We start from the raw sequence: 20815 nt of genomic DNA on the forward strand, positions 1-20815 counted from the left end.
AGGGCAATCTTCGGAAAAGGGGCATGGCGCTGGCATGGGCCCCCGACCAACTCAGCCTCGGACCAGCCAGCCGCAGCCGGTCAGCGGGCCAGGCGCTGCGACAGGATGATGGAGGAGTTGGTGCGTTCCACCCCGTCCACTGCGCCGATGTCGTCGATCACCGTGTTCATTTCGGCAATCGATTCCGTGGAGACGACGGCGATCATGTCGAAGGGGCCGCTGACGGCGTAAAGCTGGCGCACCTGGGGCATGGCCTTCAGCCGCGTTTCGACCTGCCGCGCCGCCTTGGGCAGGAGGGTGATGGCGACATGGCCCTGGATGCGGCGGGCGAGGTAGTCCGCATCCAGCCGGATGGTGAAGGCGGTGATGACCCCACGCGCCACCAGACGCTCCAACCGCGCCTGCACCGTGGTGCGGGATACGCCCAGGCGCTTGGCCAAGGTGACGGTGGGCAGGCGGCTGTCCGCCTCCAGCAGGCGCAGCAGCGCGATGTCCAGATCGTCCGGTTGAAAAATGTCAGTCTGACTGTTCATTTTGCCCACCATATTGCATCAGATTGGTCGCATTGGCTGTTCATTCCGTCAAGGGTTTGTCGGACAGTCGTTTTCACAGGGAACTTTGAAAACGGGAGAGCGCACATGCGTCGCATCGTGGTCGTCGGGGCGGGCAAGATCGGGTCCATCATCGCGGAGAACCTGGCGGGATCGGGCGATTACCTGGTGACGGTCCTGGACCGCTCGGCCAAGGCGCTGGAAGGCGTCTCCAAGCGCCTGCCCATCGAACGGCGCGAGGTCGATATCGGCGACGTGGCCGCCCTGACCGAGGCGCTGGCCGGCGCCTATGCCGTGCTGAGCGCCGCCCCCTATCACCTGACCATCAAGGTGGCGGAGGCGGCGGCCCTCGCCCGTTGCCATTACCTGGACCTGACGGAGGACGTGGCCACCACCCGGCGGGTGAAGGAACTGGCGGCCAACGCCCCCAACGCCTTCATCCCCCAGTGCGGGCTGGCGCCAGGCTTCATCTCCATCGTCGCCGGCAGCCTGGCCAAGAAGTTCGACACGCTGGAAGCCGTGCGCCTGCGCGTCGGTGCCCTGCCGCGTTATGCCAGCAACTCCCTGGGCTACAACCTGACCTGGAGCACGGACGGCGTCATCAATGAGTATTGCGAGCCCTGCGAGGCCATCGTCGAAGGCACCCTGCGCGAGGTGCCGGCGCTGGAGGAGCGGGAGGAGTTCTGGCTGGATGGCGTGCCGTATGAGGCGTTCAACACCTCCGGCGGCCTGGGCAGCCTGGCTGAGGTATTGAAGGGCCGGGTGCGCACCTTGAACTACAAGACCATCCGCTATCCCGGCCATTGCCAGTTGATGAAGACCCTGCTGAACGACCTGCGCCTGCGCGACCGGCGCGACCTGTTCAAGACGGTGCTGGAGGGGGCCTTGCCTGCCACCCTGCAGGACGTGGTGGTCATCTTCGTCACCGTCAGCGGCATGCTGGACGGCCAGCTGACCCAGGAAAGCTATTCCAGTCGCGTCTTTGGCGACTACGCTCATGGCCGTCAGCGCACCGCCATCCAGACCACCACCGCCGCCGGCATCTGCGCCGTGCTGGACATGCTGGCCGATGGCCGGTTGCCGTCGCACGGCTTCATTCGCCAGGAGGACATCGCCCTGGACGATTTCCTGGCCAATCGCTTCGGCCGCGCCTATCAGGGGGCGAACCCGGTGGACCAGGTGGTGGCGCGCGTCGCCTGATCGGGCCAACCGTTTAAGCAAGAAGCAGCATGAGGGAAGAAGCGATGACGGCAGTGGGCGAAACCCGGCGTGATATTCTGGCGGTGCTGGACCGGCTGGGCGTGGAGCGGGCCGTGCTGGCGGGCGGCGATATCGTGGCGCGCAGCCCCATCGATGGCGCCGAGGCGGGCCGGGTGAAGGCCCTGACCGCCGCCGACGTGGACGCGCTGGTGCGCAAGGCGCACGCAGCCCACCTGGAATGGCGCCTGGTGCCGGCCCCCCGTCGGGGTGAGCTGGTGCGCCTGCTGGGCGAGGAACTGCGCGCCGTGCGCGGCGACCTGGGCCTGCTGGTGACCTTGGAGGCCGGCAAGATCCTGTCCGAGGGACTGGGCGAAGTGCAGGAGATGATCGACATCTGCGACTTCGCCGTCGGCCTGTCCCGCCAGCTTTACGGCCTGACCATCGCGACGGAGCGGCCGGGCCACCGCCTCATGGAAACCTGGCACCCGCTGGGTGTCTGCGGCGTCATCAGCGCCTTCAACTTCCCCGTGGCGGTATGGTCATGGAACGCCGCCCTGGCCCTGGTCTGCGGCAACAGCGTCGTCTGGAAGCCGTCGGAGAAGACACCGCTGACCGCCATCGCCGTGCAGGCGGCCTTTGATCGCGCCGCCGCCAAGTTCGGTTCCGCGCCCGATGGTTTGTCCATCCTGGCCGAGGGGCAGGCCGATGTGGGGCAGGCGCTGGTGGACCACCCGCTGGTGCCGCTGGTGTCGGCCACCGGCTCCACCCGCATGGGCCGGGCCGTGGCGCCCCGTCTGGCGGCCCGCTTCGCCCGCGCCGTCCTGGAGCTGGGCGGCAACAACGCCGCCATCGTCGCCCCCTCGGCCGACCTGGAACTGGCGATACGCGGCATTGCCTTCGCCGCCATGGGCACGGCCGGCCAGCGCTGCACCACCCTGCGCCGCCTGATCGTGCACGAGGCCGTGGCCGATCGTCTGCTGGACCGGCTGGCCGCCGCCTACCGCAGCGTCAAGGTGGGGGACCCGCGCGAGGCCGGCACCCTGGTGGGCCCGCTGATCGACAAAGCCTCTTACGAGGGCATGGTCAAGGCGCTGGCCGCCGCCAAGGCCGCCGGCGGCACCGTGATCGGTGGGGAGCGTGTGGATGTGGGCTCCGGCGACGCCTACTACGTCCGCCCGGCGTTGGTGATCATGCCGGATCAGGCCGGGCCGATGCTGGAGGAAACCTTCGCCCCCATCCTCTATGTCGTGCGCTACCGCGACCTGGACCAGGCCATCGCGCTGCAGAACGGCGTGCCCCAGGGGCTGGCGTCCAGCATCTTCACCACCGACATGCGCGAGGCGGAAACCTTCATCAGCGCCGCCGGGTCGGACTGCGGCATCGCCAACGTCAATCTGGGCCCCTCGGGCGCCGAGATCGGCGGCGCCTTCGGTGGCGAAAAGGAAACCGGCGGCGGGCGCGAGGCCGGTTCCGACAGCTGGAAGGCCTATATGCGGCGGGCCACCAACACCATCAACTATTCGAGATCACTGCCGCTCGCCCAGGGTGTGCAGTTCGATATCGGTTGAAGAGGGACGGTCCCATGAAGACGCCCACCGTTCAGAAGATCGCCCAAGCCCTGGTCGGCAATGACGAGGCCGGCCGGCTGATGGAGATGCTGGCGCTGCATCCCGCCTTTCTGGCCGACCATGGTGACGCCGTGCCGCGCGCCGTGGTGGCCCAGGCCCTGACCATGCAGCTGTTCCGTGGCCTGTTGCGCGAGGTGCCGGAAGGCGCCCGCTATGTGCGGGAGCAGGGCGGTCGCATGGTGTTCGACCACGGCGCCCTGCGCACGGTGAACGCTCCCGGCCTGGGGGCCTTGCCGCCGGGCCACGCCGCCTTCGCCCGGGTGCTGGAGCCGCTGGGCTATCATGTCGGCGGGACCTACCCGCTGGAGCGGTTGCGCATGATGGGCTACGCCTACACCCACCGCGACTATCCGGAGGATATCGCCCAGTTCTTCGTCAGCGAAATCTTCCCCGACCGCTTTTCGCCCGAGGTGCAGGCGGCGGCGCTGGAGGTGTTCCAGGTGAAGGACGATCCCTTGGCAGCCGACGCCAAGGGCCTGCTGGACCGGCTGGGCGCCGGCGGCACGCTGACGCTGGACGAGGCGACGGCCCTGGTGGGCGAGTTGCTGCGCCTGTTCGACCGCCATCATCCGGTGCCGACCCTGGCGCAGTATGAGACCCTGCTGGCGGAATCGGCGGAATTGGCCTGGATCGCCACCGAGGGCAACCGCTTCAACCACGCCACCGACCGGGTGCCCGATGTCGAGGCGCTGGCCGATGACCTTAAGGCCCGGGGCTATGAGATGAAGCCCAAGGTGGAGGTGTCGCGCGACGGCACGGTGCGCCAGACAGCCTTGCGCGCCGCGATGGTGGAGCGCCCCTTCATCGACGCCCGAGGTAATCTGACCAGCCGCGTCGTGCCGGGGTCGTTCTATGAGTTCATTTCCCGCGATCCCCTCAAAACGGAAACCGGCCGCCTGGACCTGCAATTCGACAGCGGCAACGCCCAGGGCATCTTCAAGATGACGGCGGCGGTATCGGGCTGCTGATCAATTCTGACGGCGCGGGGCCCCGCGCGGCACGAGCCTGGGTGCGCGGCCACAATATCGCCACCCAGGGCGGGCTGCCGCGCGCGACACGAGGCGGGAGAGGTTGACCGCGCCGCCGCGATGTCCCAACAATTCCCGCCTTATCGCGGCCATACCCGGCGGCGTCGCGCCCATAACAGAAAAAGCATACCCATGACCCATAAAGAGGACCCCGCGCCGGCCCGTCCCACCGTCGTCATCGGCGGTTCGCGCACCCCCCTGATCGTGATCGGCCTGCTGTTCCTGCTCGGGTTGCTGACGGTGGGCGGCATCATGCTGTACCAGCACCACAAGGCCAGCGGCGCCAAATCGGCCAGCGCCGGGGCGCAGAAGCCGGCGGGGCCGCCCTGGGCCAAGAATTGCGCCAAGGGGGCCGGCGGCGAGGACGTCTGCTTTGTCGAGCAGTTCGCCATCGCCAACCCCGCCAACGCCATCGTCCTGCATGTCCAGATCGGTTACATGTCGACGGATGGCAAGCCAGTGCTGGCCATCACCGTGCCCCTGGGCACGCCGGTGCAGCCGGGACTGCAACTGACCCTGGATGGCGCCAAGCCCATCGCCCTGCCGCTGACGCTGTGCCAGGCCGGCGGCTGCATCGCCTCGGCCAACCTGGACCAGGAGGTGCTGAAGCAGTTCACCAGCGGCAAGGTGCTCATGGTGCGCTATGCCAAGCCGGACAAGAGCCCCATGGACGTGCCCGTGCAACTTGATGGCTTGGCGGCCGCCCTGCAAAGTCTGGGGCCCCCGCCGGCGCCGAAGCCCGCCGCGGCGCCCGCCGACGGGGCCAAGCCCGATGAGGCCAAGCCGGCGGATCAACCGAAGAAGTGAGCCGGTTTCCGGTCAAAGAAAAAGGGCGGCCTCGAGGGGCCGCCCTTTGTCGTAGGGGTGGCCGCCTCAGGTGCCCCTGGCCTTGGACTTGGCGTCCAGCGCCGTGGCCGTGCGCGGCGTCATGTCGTCCAGGTTCCAATCGGCCGGGTTGAAGGGCCGGGTGTTGGGCTTCTCGGTGGGATAGCCGTGGATGTCGTCCTGGCTGTTGATGATTTCTCCCCGGCCTTCCGCCACGTCAGCCAGCAGGCGGACGTCGTCGTAATCCCGGTCCCAGGGGCGGGCGCCGGCGTTGTGCAGCACGGACTTCTGCACGTCCACCGCCGGCAGCGGCGTCAGGCCCTCCGGCCACAGCGGCGCCTTGTCCATCTCGATGACCTTGGCGGCAGAGGTGGTGTAGCGGCCCATCAGGGGCAGCGGCCCGCCCGCCCGGTCCACGGCGATGTTGTCCTTGCCGTAATATTCCAGGTCGCCATAGCCGCCGATTTCCAGGAAGGCCAGCGGCGTAGGGGTGGAGGGGCCGGCGCGCAGCACGTTGCCCACCGCCGCCATCTGGCCGACCTGGTAGGGATGGTCGCCCCATTCCTCGGCCTGCAGGTTGTAGTGGACCGCCCGCTGGCCGGGGTCATAGATCAGGTTGTTGACGATGACGCCATGGACGCCGCCCTTGAACAGGGGGCTGCGCTCCACATTGTGGGCGTAGAGGTTGCCGACGATCAGGATGTCGGTGACGTTGTCGTGGATGAGCGAGCCCTTGGAATGCTCGATCTTCATATGGGTGGCGCGGGCCAACCCCTCCGCGATGATGTTGTTGGAATAGGTGATGCGGTGGGAGGTGTTCTGCCGCCATTCGTCCGGCGTGTCGCCCTTGAAGCGGGGGCCGGAGGCCGACAGGTTCTCGTCCGTCGCCCAGGTCAGGCTGCAATGGTCCACGATGACGTTGTAGGCCGCCCCCACGGTGCTGACGGCGTCCTCCTCCCACCCGCTTTTCTTGGGCGCGCCCGCGTCACCCACGCGGATGCGGATATGTTGCATGACCACATCATGGGCGCCGATGTCCATGCCGCCCCGGATCAGCGTGATGCCGGGGGAGGGGGCTGTCTGCCCGGCGATGGTCACGAACGGCTCCATCACCTTGATGGTCTTCTGGTTCAGGTCGATGACGCCGCCGACCTCGAACACGATGATGCGCGGGCCCTTGGCCTCGATGGCATCGCGGAAGGAGCCGGGCCCCTCGCTGTTCAGGTTGGTGACCTTGATGATCTTGCCGCCGCGTCCGCCGGGCGTGTGCGCCGCCCAGCCCTGGGCACCGGGAAAGGCCAGCGCGTCCGCCTTGTCGGCGGCGGTGGCCGTGCCGGCGGCCAGCACAGCCGCGAGCGCGGTCGTCGCCAGGATACGTTTGATCACGGGTCTATCCTCCCACATGTTTGTTATGGCGATGGTGGGGCATGGCACGTCAAGCGCGCTAGACCCCAGTCCGTCGGTCCAATAAATGACACCGGTTTCCTAATGGGGCAAGGGGGCAGTTTCGGGGGTGCGGCGGAATGACGCCCGGGGGGCGACCGGGGTGGGTAGAGGGAGTTCCGGCCCCGTCACCCGCAAATCCCTTTTGTGACGGCGGCCGGGACGCGGCATGCTAGGAAGTGGAACGGACCTTCGACGGAAGTCCTGACAAGAAGAACGAGAAGCAGCCAAGACATGACACAGGACACGCCGCCAAAAGCACGGGCCCGGCGCGGTCGCGCCGCCAGCATCCAGACCCTGGCCGTCGAAACCGTGACATGGACCCTGGATCGGCCGCCCACCATCAATGACGTGGCCCGGCTGGCGCATGTGTCCAAGAAGACGGTGTCGCGGGTCATCAACCAGTCGCCCTTCGTCAACGAAGAGACGCGCACCATCATCAACGGCATCATCGAGCAGATCGGTTACGTGCCCAGCCCCCAGGCGCGGGGCCTGGCCTTCCAGCGGTCCTTCCTGCTGGGGCTGGTTTACGACAACCCCAACGCCCAGTTCATCGTGAACATCCAGGAAGGGGTTCTGGCCGCCTGCCGCCTGGCTGGGTTCGAACTGGTGGTGCATCCCTGCGATCAGAAAAGCCCGCATTTCCTGAACGATGCCAAGCAGTTCGTGCAGCGGCAGAACCTGGATGGCGTGATCGTCGTGCCGCCGGCCTCGGAAAACCCGCAGTTGGTGGAGGTGTTGCGCGACCTGGGCTGTCGCTATGTGCGCCTGTCGGCCGTGTCCCTGGACGAGGCGGCGAACATGGTGGTCTACAACGACCGCCAGGGGGCGGCGGAGGTGGCGGAGCATCTGGCGGCGCTGGGACACCGCGATATCGGTTTCATCGCGGGGCCGTCGCGCCACCGCTCCGCCCATGAACGCCGGGAAAGCTTCGTCAGCACCCTGAAGAACCATGGCATCGTCCTGCGCCCGGAAATGGTGGAGGAGGGGGCCTATACCTTCGAATCGGGGGAGGTCTGCGCCACCCGCCTGCTGACGCGGGAGCCCCGGCCCACCGCCATTTTCGCCAGCAACGACGAAATGGCGGCCGGCGTCTACAAGACGGCGCAGCGCCTGGGCATCAGCATTCCCCGCGACCTGACCATCGTGGGCTTTGACGACAGCCCCATCGCCACCCGCCTATGGCCGTCGTTGACCACCGTGCGCCTGCCGGCCAAGGACCTGGGGCGCCTGGCGGCGGAAAAGCTGATCATCCGCATCTCCAGCGATGAGGAGGAGGGGCACACCGCCACCGGCGTCGTCAGCCGCATGGTGGTGCGCGAGTCCTCCGTTCCACCCCGGGGGTGATCGCCCCCAGGCGCGCATTTCGACACCGGGTTATGCGATGCGAAATTGACACCGGTTACCAAGACCGGTACCAAATGGGGCGGGAGGAGAGCGGCCCACCGGGCATCCGGACGCCGTTCCAGCAACAACGGTTGCCGCGTTTTGGCGGATAGTGAAGGAAGGCCCCGATGGCCCAGCACCTGACCCTGCATGACGATCGCCTGTTTCCCGCCGATCCGGCGGTTCGCGCCATCGCCCGGCGCCTGTACGCCCTGGTGAAGGGGCTGCCCATCATCAGCCCGCACGGCCACACCGACCCGTCATGGTTCGCCGGCAACGAGGCGTTCCCCAACGCCACCGCTCTGCTGCTACAGCCCGACCACTATCTTTACCGCATGCTCTACAGCCAAGGCGTGACGCTGGAGCAGCTGGGCATTCCGGCGGCCGGGCAGCCGGCCCCGGATGTCGACCCGCGCGAGGCTTGGCGACTGCTGGCCAGTCATTTCCACCTGTTTCGGGGCACGCCGTCCTCCACCTGGCTGAACCACGTCTTCACCCAGGTCTTCGGCCTGGATGTGAAGCTGAGCGCCGACACCTCCGACCTCTACTTCGACACCATCACCGCCAAGCTGGCGACGGAGGAATTCCGCCCCCGCGCCCTGTTCGAGCGGTTCAACATCGAGGTCATCGCCACCACGGAAAGCCCGGTGGACACGCTGGCCCACCACGAGGCCATCCGCGACAGCGGCTGGAAGGGCAAGGTCATCACCGCCTATCGCCCGGACGCCGTCATCGACCCTGAGCATGAGAACTTCCGCCCGGCCATGGAGCGGTTCGCCGCCATCACCGGGGAGGACGTGTACAGCTGGCGGGGCTATCTCGATGCGCACCGTAAACGCCGCATCGACTTCAAGGCCGTGGGCGCCACCAGCAGCGACCATGGCCATGTCACCGCCGCCACCGCCGACCTGTCGCCGGCCGAGGCCGAGGCCCTGTTCGCCCGCGTGGTGAAGGGCACCTTCACCGCGGCGGATGCCGAGCTGTTCCGCGCCCAGATGCTGACCGAGATGGCGGGCATGAGCCTGGAAGACGGGCTGGTCATGCAGATCCACCCCGGTTCCTTCCGCAACCATAACCACCAGATCTTCCAGCGCTATGGCCGCGACAAGGGCGCCGATATCCCGCTGCGCACCGAATACGTCCATGCGCTGAAGCCGCTGCTGGACCGCTACGGCAACGATCCCCGCCTGTCCGTCATCCTGTTCACCCTGGATGAGACGGTCTACGCGCGCGAACTGGCGCCGCTGGCCGGGCATTACCCGGTGCTGAAGCTGGGGCCCGCCTGGTGGTTCCACGACAGCCCGGAGGGCATGATGCGGTTCCGCGAGCAGACGACGGAAACGGCCGGCTTCTACAATACCGTGGGCTTCAACGACGATACCCGCGCCTTCCTGTCCATTCCCGCCCGCCACGACGTGGCCCGCCGGGTGGACTGCGCCTTCCTGGCGCGCCTGGTGGCGGAACACCGCATCGACGAGGACGACGCGGCGGAGGTGGTGGTGGACCTGGCCTACCGGCTTCCGAAGCGCGCCTACAAGCTGGACTGACGACAGGGTGCGGCGAGGGCAACGACGTCCGCGCCGCACCTCTTCCCCAGACGGGGAAACCACAAACAAACGGGGAGAATGGCCATGTTCAAGAAGGTCTATCAGGCGACCCATCCCGACATGATGGATGGCGCCCGTAACCAGCAGCTGCGCGACCGCTACCTCATCACCGACCTCTTCGTGGCCGGTGAGGTCAGCCTAAATTATTCCCACAACGAACGCTTCATCATTGGCGGCGCCGCCCCGGTGGAGGCGCCCCTCGATCTGCCCCTGCAGACGGAGCCGGCCTCGGCCGCCGGCAAGCCCTTCCTGGAGCGGCGGGAACTGGGCATCGTCAATGTCGGCGGCCCCGGCACGGTCACGGTGGACGGCGCGGTCTATGAGCTGGCGTCACGCGACGGCCTGTATGTCCCCATGGGGACGGAGACGGTGGTGTTCGCCTCGGCCGATGCCGCCCATCCCGCCAAGTTCTACCTGGCCAGCACCCCGGCCCACGCCCGTTTCAAGACGGTGAAGATCTCCATCGACCAGGCCGTGCCGCTGGAGCGCGGGGCCCTGGAGACCAGCAACGAGCGCACGATCTATCAATACATCGTGCCTCAGACCTGCCAGTCGGCGCAGCTGCTGCTGGGCCTGACCATGCTGAAGCCGGGCAGCGTGTGGAACACCATGCCGCCGCATCTGCATGACCGCCGGTCCGAGGTTTATTTCTACTTTGATATCAAGGACGACCAGCGCGTCTTTCATTTCATGGGTGAGCCGGAATTGGCCCGTCACATCGTGGTCGCCAATAACGAGGCCGTGGTGTCACCGCCCTGGTCCATCCACATGGGCTCCGGCACCGCCAACTATTCCTTCATCTGGGCCATGGGCGGGGAGAACCTCGACTACACCGACATGAAGGTCCTGGACATCTGCCAGCTGCGCTGAGGAAGGGCGATCCCATGGCTTACAACCCGTTCGACCTGACGGGCCGCGTGGCGCTGGTCACAGGCGCCAACACCGGCCTGGGGCAGGGTCTGGCCGTTGCCCTGGCGCGCGCCGGTGCCGATATCGTGGCCGCCGGGCGCAGCACGCCCACGGAGACGCAAGCGGCGGTGACGGAGGTGGGCGCCCGCTTCCACTTCGTCCATGCCGATCTCGACAGCGTCGGCGTGGTGCAGGCGGTGGTGGACCAAGCCGTCGCCGCCTTCGGCCGTATCGACATCCTGGTCAATAACGCCGGCACCATCCGCCGGGCCGACGCCCTGGAGTTTTCCGAGGACGATTGGGACCTGGTGATGAACGTCAACCTGAAGACGCCCTTCTTCCTGGCCCAGGCCGTGGCGCGTCAAATGGTGGAGCAGGGGGCGGGCGGCCCAGGGGGCGGGCAAGCGGGCGGCCAAGCGGGCGGAAAGATCATCAACATCGCCTCCATGCTGTCCTTCCAGGGCGGTATCCGCGTCGCCTCCTACACCGCCAGCAAGAGCGGCATCGCCGGGTTGACCAAGCTGTTGGCCAACGAGTGGGCGGCCAAGGGCATCAACGTCAACGCCATCGCGCCCGGCTATTTCGCCACCAACAACACCGAGGCGCTGCGCAACGACGAAACGCGCAACCGCGATATCCTGGCCCGCATTCCCGCCGGACGCTGGGGCCGTCCGGAGGATCTGGGCGGTGCCGCGGTGTTCCTGGCCTCCGCCGCCGCAGACTATGTCCACGGCACCGTCCTGGCCGTCGATGGTGGCTGGCTGGGTCGGTGAGCGACCTTAATCACCTGGGGGGCTTGTCAAAAGGATACCGTCGCCGTCCACGGATGCGGTACATATCGCCGATTGCAGATCGCGATGGCGATACCGTGAGATGAGCCCCCACTGTGACTGATGCGCGTCTTCCGCTGAGCCTCCGACCTGGCGTGGCCGGCTATTTGACCAGCCCCATGCTCGGCAAAATCCTGGCCGTTGTTGTCTTCTCCGCCTTGCTGATCAGCCGTGACGCCGATTGGGTGTTGCATCCCACCTTGTGGGCGGAAGACGGCGTCATCTGGTTCCAGAACGCCTATGCCAAGGGCTTGAGGGTCCTCCTCATGCCCAGCGCCGGATACCTGAACGTCTTCCCCTATGCCATGGCGCTGGTCGCCCGGGACCTGCCGCTGGGATGGCTGCCGGGCTGGATGATGGCGGGTGGGTTCATGGCCCAATTGGCGCCGGCCCTGTACCTGCTGTGGCGCGGGGCGCCGTTGGTCCCATCGGTCTGGGCTCGCTGGGCTATTGCCATCTTTTATTTGGGCGTCCCGAACTCTTTCGAAATCCATTTGAACCTGACCAACGCCCAGTGGCACCTGATGCTGCTGTCCTTCCTGATGCTGGTGCTGCCGGCACCTAAGGGGCGAGGCTGGCGGGTGCTTCAGTATGGCGTGCTGTTGGTCAATGGGCTGAGCGGGCCGTTCTGCCTGTTCCTGGCACCTGTCGCGCTGTGGCAGTGGCGGGGCTCCGGCCCCGATCAACGGCGATATGCCCTCATTCAGGCTGCGATTGTCGGCGCGGCAGCGCTGATCCAGGCTTTGTGCCTGCTCACCATCGGTGCAGGGGAACGGCAGAGCATGGTGCTTGGCCCCAGTGCGACGCGGCTGGCCCGCATATTGACGGACCAACTGTTCTTGAGCAGCCTGCTGGGCACCACCAACGTCAATCACCTGCAGCAGGACGCGTTCTGGCATCACCCTCTTATGGCTTGGTGTATCGCGTTGGCGGGCTTGTCCATCATCGCCCTCGCGCTGGTCAAGGGACCATCGAGCTTTCGGAAATTCTTCCTGGCCGGCCTTGTCTTGCTGGCTTGCGGGTTGATCAGCCCGGCCAGCGGGGCGTTCGGCGATCAATGGGTCCTATTCGACATACCGGGCTACGGCGGTCGCTACTTCGTCATCCCCATCCTGATCTTCTTCGTCGCGTGCCTGATTCTGGTGGGCAAGGCGCCGGGCAAGTTCCGCATTCCCGCCTGCGCCCTGCTGGGCGTTTTCGTCGTGGGAATGCAGGCGGACTGGCTATACCCCCCGCGCGGCGGCACGTTCACCGCCTATCATCAAGCGGTGGAGGCTTTTGAGAAGGCGCCGCCGGGGACCCAGGTCTCCTTCCCCGAGGCCAGCCCCGGCTGGGCCATGGTGTTGACCAAGCGCTGAGGCCGGCGGTGGCGCGCCTCAGATCTCGGCATGGAACCGGATGCCCAGCACGTTGGCGGGACCCCGGTCGCGGTTGTAGGCGGGATTGGCCACGAACTGATAGTCCAGCGTCAGGTTGATGCCGGTCCACAGGGCGGCGCTGTAATAGGCTTCCAGGATGCGCTCGCTGCTGTAGCTGAGGCGGCCGTCGCCCACCAGGATGCCCAGGCCGCCGGCGGCCAGATAATCGCGGGCGTCGGCGTTCAGCATGTTCACGACACCGGCCAGGCCGGCGGCGTCCTTGTCGCGGCCCCAGGAGGCGCCTGTGACCGAGGCGCCGATGGATACCGACTTGTTCACGTCGGTGAACTCATAGGCCTCCTTGGAGCCGTCATTGGCGCTGGCGCGCAGGAACAGGCCCCAATCGTCGCCCATCTGCTGTTCCGCGTTCAGCGCGAAGCCGGCGCGGGTGGCATAGCGGCGAACGTCGCCCGTGTCCGGCGTGCCGCCGGTCAAGGCGGCCACCCGCAGGGCGTCGCCATAGCTGCCCATATTGGCGTGGTTCTGGAAGACCAGCACCTTCACCTTGCCGTCGCGGCCCATCAGCTGATGCCGCTCCTCCGCCTCCACCACCAGCTCATACTGGCCGAAGCCGCGCACCAGGGCCTTGTCGTTGGGCTTGCGCGACAGGTCGAACAGGCCGGCGCGCAGGGTCCACCAGGACTGCGTCCATTCCGCCGCCGCGCCATAGCTGTATCCCCAGGCGTCGGCGGCATAGTCGAAGGCGCCGCTGTCCACCACGGTCCAGTTCAGGAAGTCCTTGCGCGGATCGTGGGCGTAGGTGTTGGCGTCGAAGATGTCGGTGACGGAGAATTTTCCGGCGGTGATGACGATGTTGTCGGCGGTGCGGCTGCCGCCCAGCTGGTTGGCGGCGGCCTCCAGCGGCTGGACCTCACCACCCAGGTTGAAGGTCTGGCGAAAAAAGGCCCGGTCCAGGCGGATGTAGGGTTCGCTCTCCCCCACCTTGTAGGCTTCGGCGCTGGGGAAGCCCGCCACGCCCAGCGTGTTGCTGAGGCCGAAGCCCTGGTCGATCTCCGGATTGGCGTAGAACTCCATGCCCGGCCATAGGCGCACGCCAGCGTACAGCGTGGCGTCCATCGTCTCATTGCCCCGAGCGCCGGGATCCAGGCTGTTGGCGCCCCGGTAGGGGGAGGTGAAGCTGGGGTGATACTGCTCCACCAGGGTGAACTGGCCATGCAGGCTCCAGCTTTCCGCCTCCGGCAGGTCGGCGTCGGCGGCGCTGGCGGGCCCGCAGAACGCCACGCCACAGGAGAAAGCCAGGATAGGGGTGATGGTGAGAAGCGTTTTCATTTAAATAACTCGCCCGCCGGAGCTTGGATGCGACAACGATGCTTCTCTGGCAAAGTTCCGTTACGGATTTGCGATGGGAGACAAAGTCGTTCTGTGGGTCCGGCGGGCGATATGCGCCCCAAAACAGAATATGGCAAGCTGGGCGTTTTGTCGCAGGTTGATTCAAATGTTCTGTTATTTCATAACGTTAGTGACGTTATTTCATAGCATTGGGCAGCCATAGCGACAGGAAAGGTATGTAGGAGACAAGCATCAGGACCACGCCCGCCGCCAAGTAAAACGGCCAGATGGAGCGCATGAGCTGGCCCACCGGCACCTTGCCGATGGCGCTGCCCACGAACAGGACGGAGCCGATGGGCGGGGTGATCAGGCCGATGCCGCCGTTCAGCATCATGATGACGCCGAACTGCACCGGGTCGATACCGAAAGCCTTGGCCACCGGCAGGAAGATGGGGGTGCAGATGATGATCTTGGGCCCCATGTCCATGAAGGTGCTGAGCGCCAGCAGGATGAGGTTCATGATCAGCAGCACCATGACCTTGGTCCCGGCCATGGCCTTCAGCGCCGCCACCGCCGCCGCCGGCACCTGCAGGTAGGACATGAGCCAGCCGAAGGCGCTGGCCGCCCCGATCATGAACAGGATGATGCCGGTGGTGTGGGCGGACCCGGCGCAGCACTCCTTGAAGTCCTTCCAGCCCAGGCGGCGGTAGACCGCGACCGTGACGATGACGGCGTAGACCACGGCGATGGCCGCACTCTCCACCGCCGTGAAGATGCCGGCGCGCACGCCGCCGAACACCAGCACCACCAGCAGCAGGCCGGGACTGGCGGAAATGAAGCGCCGCACCACCGCCGCCAGGCCGGGGAAGGGTTCCACGGCATAGCCGCGCTTGCGGGCGATGAGATAGGCCGTGACCATCAGGGCGGCGGCCATCACCACGGCGGGCAGGATGCCGGCGGCGAACAGGTCGGCGATGGAGATGCCGCCGCCCCCCGCTGCCGAATAGAGGATCATGTTGTGCGACGGCGGCACCATCAGCGCCACCAGGGCGGAGGTGATGGTGACGTTGACGGCGTAGTCGCGGTCGAAGCCCCGCGCCACCATCTGCGGGATCATGGTGCCGCCGATGGCCGAGGCGTCGGCGATGGCGGAGCCGGAGACGCCGCCGAAGAAGGCGGAGGCCAGCACGTTCACCTGGCCCAACCCCCCGCGCAGATGCCCCACCAGGGCGGAGGCCAGGCCGATGAGCCGTTCGGAGATGCCGCCGCGCATCATCAATTCACCCGCGAAGATGAACAGCGGGATGGCGATCATGGCGGTGGAGCTGATGCCGGAGGTCATCTGCTGCACCAGCACCATGGGCGGCAGGCCCATGGCGACGATGGCAGCCACGGACGCCGCGGCGAGGGAGAAGCCCACGGGCACGCCCAGCAGCAACAGGACGGCGAAGGCGCCGAAGAGGATGGCGATATCCATGGGCTCAATCCTCCACAATCAGGTGATCGGGGCTGGGCAACGGCACCACCAGCCGTTCCGCCGCGAACAGGGCGATCAGCGCCCCGCCCAGCGACAGGGGCAGGTAGTTCAGGCCCTCCGGCAACGCGGTGCCGGGCATGGTGATGGACCAGTTGTCGGCCATCAGGTCCCAGCCCCAGATGGCCAGCGCCGCCCCGATGGCCAGCACCACCAGCCGGGCGAAGGCGTTCAGCAGGGCCTGCACCCGGGGCGGGGCCACCTGGGCCAGGGCGATGAAGCGGAAGTGCATTTCCCGCCGCACCGCCACGGCGGCCCCCATCAGGGCGGTCGTGGTCATGAACAGCAGGGTGAGGGGTTCGGTCCAGCCGGGACTGTCGTTCAGGACATAGCGGGCGAAGACCTGCCAGCCCTCGGCCAGGCTCATCCCCACCATGCCGATGGCGGCCAGCACGGTGGCGGCATGGGACAGGCCGGTGAGGAGGGTGCCGGCCAGGCCAGTGGGGGCCGGTACGGCTTGGGTCGCGTGCATGGGTCAGGCCTCCTGCCGGATGCGGCGGTAGAACTGATTGCGGTCGGGGTCGGCCAGGTAGGTCTTGAGCACCGGTTCCGTGGCACGACGGAAAGCGTCCTTGTCCACCTCTGTCACCTGGACGCCATTGGCGATACAATGGGCGCGGGCGGCGGCCTCATCCTGGTCCCAAAGCGCCCGCATCATGGTGACGGAGCGGGTTGCCAGATCCAGCACCAGGTCGCGGTCGGCCTTGGTCAGGGCCTGCAGGCTGCGTTCGGAGATGAACAGCAGTTCCGGCGACATGGAATGGTGCGTTTCCGCCCAGTAGTGCGCCACCTCGAACTGGCGGGTGGAATCCAGGCTGGGCCAATTGTTCTCGGCGCCGTCGATCAGGTGGGTTTGCAGGGCGGTGAACACCTCGCCGAAGGACAGCGGCGTCGGGTTGGCGCCCATGGCCTGCGCCATGGACATGAAGATGTCCGACAGCGGGACGCGGATCTTCATGCCGTGCAGGTCGCGCGGCTCATGCACCGGCCGGCGGCCGTTGTAGATGCAGCGCGCGCCGCTGTCGTAGAAGCAGGCCGCCACCAGGCCCCGTCGGCTCAGCGCCGCCAGCAGGTCGCGCCCCACGGCGCCGTCCAGGGCGCGGCGCATATGGGCGACGTCGTCGAACACATAGGGCAGCGTCAGCACGCCGGAGACGGGGAAGATGTTGGTCAGCGCCGCGAAGTTCACGCGGGTGAAGTCCAGCGCGCCATAGCGCGTCAGGTCTATGGTGTCATTCTCCCGACCGATCTGGCCGGAATGATAGACCCGCATGGACAGGCGCCCGTCCGTCTCCTTAGCCATTTGCTCCCCGATCCACTGGATGGCCTGGACGGTGGGGTAATCCTGCACATGCACGTCGGAGGCGGTGAAGGTTCCGGGCGGCGGGGCGCCGGCCCGGGCCGCACGGCCCCCGAGCGCCATGCCCATGCCAGCGGCCAAGCCCCCCAGCAGTTGTCGGCGCTTGATCAATCCATCCCTCCCGTTCGTTTTATTGTCTCGGAACCCTGGTGGCGCGCCCGCCCTTAGGGGACGCCCTCAGGGGACGCCCTCAGGGCGGGCCGTCTGGCAGTGGTGTCGCCGCCACGGCGCGACAACGCAGGACGCCATCGCGGCCGAAATCCACCGTTGCGGTTTGTCCCGCCACGATATCGTGAATGCCGGTGCTGGCACCGGTGGAAATCAGGTCGCCGGCCTTCAGCGGCCGGCCGCGCCCTGCCAGGTGGCTGGCCAGGAAGCGCAGGGCCGACAGGGGGCCGCCCGGGATGGATGACGCCCCGCCGGTACCGACGCGCACCCCGTCGATGACGGTCTCACACCGCATGCTGTCCCAGCCGCGCGCCCGCCAATTAGATATCTCGGGCCCCAGGATAAGGCCGGCGTTGTTGCCGAAATCGGACACCACCACGGGCGGCCCCAGATCATTGATGGTGGCCAGCGGGCTGCCCGCTGGCTCGATCCCGATGTGCAGGGTGGCCACCAGTTCCGCCGCTTCGTCCTCCGTCCATGCCGTCTTGCCCGATGGGGCGTCGGCACCCAGGCGGAAGACATATTCCGCCTCCACCGCGGCGAAGCCGCCGACAAAGACGGGGAATGGCGTCACGTCCGCGTCCCCGGCTTGCCAGACGTTGCGGGCGAAGATCGGGCCGGCCAGGCGCGGTTGGCCCAGCGTCTCCTCCCAATCCAGGGGAATGCGGCCGATCTTCCATCCGGCGATGCGGTCAGGCCACAGGCCGATGGCCACCTCTTGCGCGGCATAGCCTTGTGCCAGGTCGATCGGGGCGGGCCCTGGATACCCCGGCAGGAACCGGGCGGCGCGCCGGGCCGCCACGAAGGCGGCTGCGGCGGTGTGGGGCGCGAAGGCGGTGGTCATGGCCGGAACATCCCGTGGCAATTCTTGTCCTGGACGGTGGCTGCCCTGGCGGCGAGCGTGGCATGCCGCGCCATGGTCGACCCTCCCTTGGATCCCGTCATTTCTTGTCCATCGTGTCTAAAGGAAACCGGTGTCATTTACAAGCCAACTCTACCGTGAGGAGGGCTGCGCCCTCGGGGGAACAGGCTTTTATCGAGGGCTTAGAGCGAGATGCGATCAGGTGACCCCACCTGATCGCGTTCCGCTCTAAATCGCGGCGACGGCGGCCAGCACCGCCTCGCGCCGGCCATCGCCCAGGTGGACGTAGGCTTCTTTCACCGTGTCGCGGAAACGGGGGGCGGCCGCCAGGGTGGGGGCGAACACCGCCTCCAGCGCCAGGAAGCGGTCCACGTCCCCGGTGCCGCCATCGCACTGGCCCGCCCTGTCCAGCAGGGTGGAGGCCAGTGGGTCGGTCAGGCCGGCGCCCTCGGCGGCCCGGCGGCGGACGAAATGCATCCAGCCGGCGACCACCAGGGCGGGCCGGGAAATGTCGCGCCCCTGGGCCAGCCGGTCCTCGATCACCCCGAACAGGCGATAGGGCAGCTTCTGCGACCCGTCCCAGGCGATCTGGGCCAGCAGGTGGCGGATGGCCGGATTGCGGAAACGGTCCAGGATCTGGCCCGCATACCGGGCCAGGTCATAGCCCGCCGGTGGTGTCACCGTGGGCAGCACATCCTGGAGCATCAGCCGTTCCAGGAACCCCGCCAGTTGGGGCGTGTTCATGGCCTCGGCCACGGTTTCCAGGTCCGCCAGGCTGCCCAGGTAGGCCAGCGCGGAGTGCGGGCCGTTCAGCAGGCGCAGCTTGGCCCGGCCGAAGGCGCCGACGTCGTTGGTCAGGATGGCGCCGGCCTTGTCCCAGGCCGGCCGGCCGTTGCAGAAGCGATCCTCGATCACCCACTGGGTGAAGGCCTCGCGCTGGATGGGCCAGGCATCGGCCAGACCGGTGGCGTCCAACACGCGCTGGCGCAACGCGTCATCGGTGGCCGGGGTGATGCTGTCCACCATGGTGCTGGGGAAGGCCACATGCTCCCGCACCCAATCGCCCAAATCGGCGTCCAGGGCGGCGGCGAATTGCGCCGTGGCCCGGCCCAGCCGCTGGCCGTTGTCCGTCATGTTGTCGCAACTGATGACGGTGTAGGGCGGCAGGCCGGCGGCGCGGCGGCGGCGCAGGCCGGCCACGATATAGCCGATGACGCTGACCGGCGTTTCTGGATGGGCCAAGTCGTGAACGATGTCCGCATGGGCGGTGTCCAGTTCCCCCGCCGCTGTCAGGCAATAGCCCTTTTCCGTGACGGTGATGGTGACGACGCGGGTGGCCGGGGCGGCCAGGCGGTTCAGGACCTGGTCCTGCGCCTCCGGTGCGCACAGCACCTCGCGGATGGAACCGATGACGCGGTGACCGATGGTACGATCCAGCGTCACCAGGGTGTAGAGCCCATCCTGAGGGACAAGGGCGTCGCGCACGCCTGGGCTTTTCAGCGACACGGCGCTGATCGCCCAGTCGCCGCCCTCCAGCGCCAGGGCGTCGTCGGTGTACACGGCCTGGTGGGCGCGGTGGAAAGCGCCAGGGCCGAAATGGACGATGCCGATGCCGCAGACCGATCGCTCATAGCCGGGACGGGCCACGGCCGCGGGCAGGGCGGCCAGGGTAGCGGCGGACAGGGGGGCGGGGGCGGTCATCAGGCGGGGCTCCGAAGGCCAAAGGAGGGATATCGACGGCGGGGATCAGCGGCGCACGTCCAGCCCGCCGGCATCCTGGGCGGCCAGGATGTCGGCCTCGGCCAGGGGCAGGGCGTCGCCGGGAATGGAATGCTTCAGGGCGGCGGCGGCAACGGCGAAGGACAACGCCCGGTCAGGCTCCCACCCCTGGATCAAGCCATGCAGCAATCCCGCGGCATAGGCATCGCCGCTGCCGATGCGGTCGACGATGCCGGCCAGCGCGTGCGTGCGGCTCTGATGCAGGCTGTGGCGGGTGGCCAGCTTGCCGTAGAAGTCCTGCTGGTCCACGCCGTGGTGGCTGCGCACCGTGGTGGCGATGGTCTGCAGGCGGGGGCAGGCGTCGAACAGGGCCTGGGCGGCGGCGGGAAAGCGCGCCCCCTCGTCCAGCTTGTCCACGTCCAGGTCCAGCAGCAGGGCGGCGTCCCGCTCGTTGGCGAACAGCAGGTCGCACTGCTCGATGAAGCCGCGCAGGATGGCCGGGGCGTTGCCGCCGCGCGCCGTCCACAGCTTCTGCCGGAAGTTGCAGTCGAAGGAGATCTTGAGCCCCAGGGCATGTGCGGCCTGCAAAGCGGCGCGGGCGGCGGTTTCCGCCTGCGGACTGACGGCGGGGGTGATGCCGCAAAGGTGCAGCCAATCGGCGCCGGCCAGCAGGGCCTGCCAGTCGTAGGTGGCCGGATCGGCCTCGGCGAAGGCGGAGCGGGCGCGGTCATAGATGACCTCCGACGGGCGGGTCACGGCGCCTGTGGCCAGGAAATACAGCCCCATGCGGCCGTCGGCGTACCGGATGCCGTCCGTGCCCACGCCGTGGCGGCGCAGTTCCCCGGCGCAGGCGCGGCCCAGGGCGTTGTCGGGCAAGGTGCTGATGGCCCGGACCGCGTGGCCCAGGTGCGCCAGGCCCACGCCGACATTGGCCTCCGCCCCGCCGAACAGGGCTGTCAGGCTGGGGCTTTGCAGCAACATCTCATGGCCGGGGGCGGCCAGACGCAGCAACAGTTCCCCGAACACCACGACATGTCCGCGCATCGCAGGCCCACCC

The 20815-nt window shown here is 67.5% G+C and carries 18 protein-coding genes; 9 read left to right on the forward strand and 9 right to left on the reverse strand.

The window, feature by feature from the left end; translation table 11 throughout:
* Positions 1-80 precede the first annotated feature (80 nt).
* Complete coding sequence (locus tag UCD39_RS25690; protein WP_330498441.1) at positions 81-533, reverse strand: Lrp/AsnC family transcriptional regulator; 453 nt, start codon at positions 531-533, stop codon at positions 81-83.
* Between the two features lie 105 nt (positions 534-638).
* On the opposite strand from UCD39_RS25690, the gene UCD39_RS25695 reads away from it, so the two are divergent.
* The 4 genes from UCD39_RS25695 to UCD39_RS25710 all read left to right on the forward strand — a co-directional run bounded on the left by UCD39_RS25695 (position 639) and on the right by UCD39_RS25710 (position 5214).
* A complete protein-coding gene (locus UCD39_RS25695) occupies positions 639-1751 on the forward strand; it encodes a saccharopine dehydrogenase family protein (protein WP_330498442.1) in 1113 nt (370 codons plus the stop codon).
* A 44-nt stretch (positions 1752-1795) separates the two neighbouring features.
* Positions 1796-3319, forward strand: coding sequence for an L-piperidine-6-carboxylate dehydrogenase (gene amaB / locus UCD39_RS25700; RefSeq protein WP_330498443.1), 1524 nt, complete (start codon positions 1796-1798; stop codon positions 3317-3319).
* 14 nt (positions 3320-3333) lie between these two features.
* Complete coding sequence (locus tag UCD39_RS25705) at positions 3334-4347, forward strand: 2-oxoadipate dioxygenase/decarboxylase family protein (protein WP_330498444.1); 1014 nt, start codon at positions 3334-3336, stop codon at positions 4345-4347.
* 192 nt (positions 4348-4539) lie between these two features.
* A complete protein-coding gene (locus tag UCD39_RS25710) occupies positions 4540-5214 on the forward strand; it encodes an invasion associated locus B family protein (RefSeq protein ID WP_330498445.1) in 675 nt (224 codons plus the stop codon).
* A 66-nt stretch (positions 5215-5280) separates the two neighbouring features.
* Here UCD39_RS25710 and UCD39_RS25715 read toward each other — a convergent pair whose 3' ends face one another.
* Positions 5281-6618: a pectate lyase family protein gene (locus tag UCD39_RS25715; protein WP_330498446.1), complete on the reverse strand. Its 1338-nt coding sequence runs from the start codon at positions 6616-6618 to the stop codon at positions 5281-5283.
* A gap of 291 nt (positions 6619-6909) precedes the next feature.
* Between UCD39_RS25715 and UCD39_RS25720 the strand changes: the two genes are divergently transcribed.
* From UCD39_RS25720 to UCD39_RS25740, 5 genes are all read left to right on the forward strand, one after another.
* Positions 6910-8022, forward strand: a complete 1113-nt coding sequence (locus tag UCD39_RS25720) for a LacI family DNA-binding transcriptional regulator (RefSeq protein WP_330498447.1) — start codon at positions 6910-6912, stop codon at positions 8020-8022.
* A 167-nt stretch (positions 8023-8189) separates the two neighbouring features.
* Positions 8190-9608, forward strand: a complete 1419-nt coding sequence (gene uxaC, locus UCD39_RS25725; protein WP_330498448.1) for a glucuronate isomerase — start codon at positions 8190-8192, stop codon at positions 9606-9608.
* 84 nt (positions 9609-9692) lie between these two features.
* The gene (gene kduI, locus UCD39_RS25730) at positions 9693-10538 is read left to right on the forward strand and encodes a 5-dehydro-4-deoxy-D-glucuronate isomerase (protein ID WP_145730197.1); all 846 of its coding nucleotides are present in this window, start codon (positions 9693-9695) and stop codon (positions 10536-10538) included.
* A gap of 14 nt (positions 10539-10552) precedes the next feature.
* Positions 10553-11350, forward strand: coding sequence for a 2-dehydro-3-deoxy-D-gluconate 5-dehydrogenase KduD (kduD, locus tag UCD39_RS25735; protein WP_330498449.1), 798 nt, complete (start codon positions 10553-10555; stop codon positions 11348-11350).
* 176 nt (positions 11351-11526) lie between these two features.
* Positions 11527-12765: a hypothetical protein gene (locus UCD39_RS25740; protein ID WP_330498450.1), complete on the forward strand. Its 1239-nt coding sequence runs from the start codon at positions 11527-11529 to the stop codon at positions 12763-12765.
* 18 nt (positions 12766-12783) lie between these two features.
* Here UCD39_RS25740 and UCD39_RS25745 read toward each other — a convergent pair whose 3' ends face one another.
* From UCD39_RS25745 to UCD39_RS25775, 7 genes are all read right to left on the reverse strand, one after another.
* Positions 12784-14115: a carbohydrate porin gene (locus UCD39_RS25745; protein ID WP_330498451.1), complete on the reverse strand. Its 1332-nt coding sequence runs from the start codon at positions 14113-14115 to the stop codon at positions 12784-12786.
* Positions 14116-14311: 196 nt separating this feature from the next.
* On the reverse strand, positions 14312-15592 hold the full coding sequence (locus UCD39_RS25750; RefSeq protein WP_330498452.1) for a TRAP transporter large permease: 1281 nt from the start codon (positions 15590-15592) through the stop codon (positions 14312-14314).
* 4 nt (positions 15593-15596) lie between these two features.
* On the reverse strand, positions 15597-16121 hold the full coding sequence (locus UCD39_RS25755; RefSeq protein WP_330498453.1) for a TRAP transporter small permease: 525 nt from the start codon (positions 16119-16121) through the stop codon (positions 15597-15599).
* Between the two features lie 3 nt (positions 16122-16124).
* Positions 16125-17120 (reverse strand): TRAP transporter substrate-binding protein, encoded by a 996-nt coding sequence (locus UCD39_RS25760; RefSeq protein WP_330498454.1) that lies wholly within the window; start codon positions 17118-17120, stop codon positions 16125-16127.
* Positions 17121-17199: 79 nt separating this feature from the next.
* The gene (locus UCD39_RS25765; protein WP_330498455.1) at positions 17200-18021 is read right to left on the reverse strand and encodes a 2-keto-4-pentenoate hydratase; all 822 of its coding nucleotides are present in this window, start codon (positions 18019-18021) and stop codon (positions 17200-17202) included.
* Positions 18022-18267: 246 nt separating this feature from the next.
* Positions 18268-19740, reverse strand: coding sequence for a mannitol dehydrogenase family protein (locus UCD39_RS25770; protein WP_330498456.1), 1473 nt, complete (start codon positions 19738-19740; stop codon positions 18268-18270).
* Between the two features lie 45 nt (positions 19741-19785).
* Positions 19786-20802, reverse strand: coding sequence for a sugar kinase (locus UCD39_RS25775; RefSeq protein WP_330498457.1), 1017 nt, complete (start codon positions 20800-20802; stop codon positions 19786-19788).
* Positions 20803-20815 lie beyond the last annotated feature (13 nt).

It is taken from the genome of Nitrospirillum karajorum, assembly GCF_036348415.1.
Lineage (GTDB): Bacteria > Pseudomonadota > Alphaproteobacteria > Azospirillales > Azospirillaceae > Nitrospirillum > Nitrospirillum amazonense_B.

Excerpts from the sequence above, each read along its gene's own strand:
- UCD39_RS25690 (WP_330498441.1), bottom strand. The coding sequence starts at position 533 with ATGAACAGTCAGACTGACATTTTTCAACCGGACGATCTGGACATCGCG.
- UCD39_RS25695 (WP_330498442.1), top strand. The coding sequence starts at position 639 with ATGCGTCGCATCGTGGTCGTCGGGGCGGGCAAGATCGGGTCCATCATC.
- amaB (WP_330498443.1), top strand. The coding sequence starts at position 1,796 with ATGACGGCAGTGGGCGAAACCCGGCGTGATATTCTGGCGGTGCTGGAC.
- UCD39_RS25705 (WP_330498444.1), top strand. The coding sequence starts at position 3,334 with ATGAAGACGCCCACCGTTCAGAAGATCGCCCAAGCCCTGGTCGGCAAT.
- UCD39_RS25710 (WP_330498445.1), top strand. The coding sequence starts at position 4,540 with ATGACCCATAAAGAGGACCCCGCGCCGGCCCGTCCCACCGTCGTCATC.
- UCD39_RS25720 (WP_330498447.1), top strand. The coding sequence starts at position 6,910 with ATGACACAGGACACGCCGCCAAAAGCACGGGCCCGGCGCGGTCGCGCC.
- uxaC (WP_330498448.1), top strand. The coding sequence starts at position 8,190 with ATGGCCCAGCACCTGACCCTGCATGACGATCGCCTGTTTCCCGCCGAT.
- kduI (WP_145730197.1), top strand. The coding sequence starts at position 9,693 with ATGTTCAAGAAGGTCTATCAGGCGACCCATCCCGACATGATGGATGGC.
- kduD (WP_330498449.1), top strand. The coding sequence starts at position 10,553 with ATGGCTTACAACCCGTTCGACCTGACGGGCCGCGTGGCGCTGGTCACA.
- UCD39_RS25740 (WP_330498450.1), top strand. The coding sequence starts at position 11,527 with ATGCTCGGCAAAATCCTGGCCGTTGTTGTCTTCTCCGCCTTGCTGATC.
- UCD39_RS25745 (WP_330498451.1), bottom strand. The coding sequence starts at position 14,115 with ATGAAAACGCTTCTCACCATCACCCCTATCCTGGCTTTCTCCTGTGGC.
- UCD39_RS25750 (WP_330498452.1), bottom strand. The coding sequence starts at position 15,592 with ATGGATATCGCCATCCTCTTCGGCGCCTTCGCCGTCCTGTTGCTGCTG.
- UCD39_RS25755 (WP_330498453.1), bottom strand. The coding sequence starts at position 16,121 with ATGCACGCGACCCAAGCCGTACCGGCCCCCACTGGCCTGGCCGGCACC.
- UCD39_RS25765 (WP_330498455.1), bottom strand. The coding sequence starts at position 18,021 with ATGACCACCGCCTTCGCGCCCCACACCGCCGCAGCCGCCTTCGTGGCG.
- UCD39_RS25770 (WP_330498456.1), bottom strand. The coding sequence starts at position 19,740 with ATGACCGCCCCCGCCCCCCTGTCCGCCGCTACCCTGGCCGCCCTGCCC.
- UCD39_RS25775 (WP_330498457.1), bottom strand. The coding sequence starts at position 20,802 with ATGCGCGGACATGTCGTGGTGTTCGGGGAACTGTTGCTGCGTCTGGCC.